Below are 323 nucleotides of genomic sequence, written 5' to 3' on the forward strand. Positions count from 1 at the left end.
CGCGGGAGACGAGGCCCGAACGCTCGGCCTCGGCGGCGTCCATCATCCGGGCGGTGAGGATCATGTCCATGGCCTTGGACTTGCCGACGAACCGGGTCAGGCGCTGGCTGCCGCCGATGCCAGGGGCGACGCCAAGATTGATCTCCGGCTGGCCGAACTTGGCGTTCTCGGCGGCGATTATGAAGTCGCACATCATCGCCAGCTCGAAGCCGCCGCCCAGCGCGAAGCCGTGCACGGCCGCGATCGTCGGCACCGGCAGCTCCAGCACCGAGGTGTACGCGCCCCGCGTCACCGGCCGCTGGCGCAGCAGGTCGGCGTCGGAG

The 323-nt window shown here is 70.6% G+C and carries 1 protein-coding gene; it reads right to left on the reverse strand.

What is annotated here, in order from left to right:
- On the reverse strand, positions 1-323 hold a 323-nt coding region (locus ACLZOT_RS51140; protein ID WP_416976137.1), incomplete at both ends, for an enoyl-CoA hydratase-related protein.

Source organism: Streptomyces sp. 4F14 (genome assembly GCF_048159485.1).
In the GTDB taxonomy this organism is placed as follows: Bacteria; Actinomycetota; Actinomycetes; order Streptomycetales; family Streptomycetaceae; genus Streptomyces.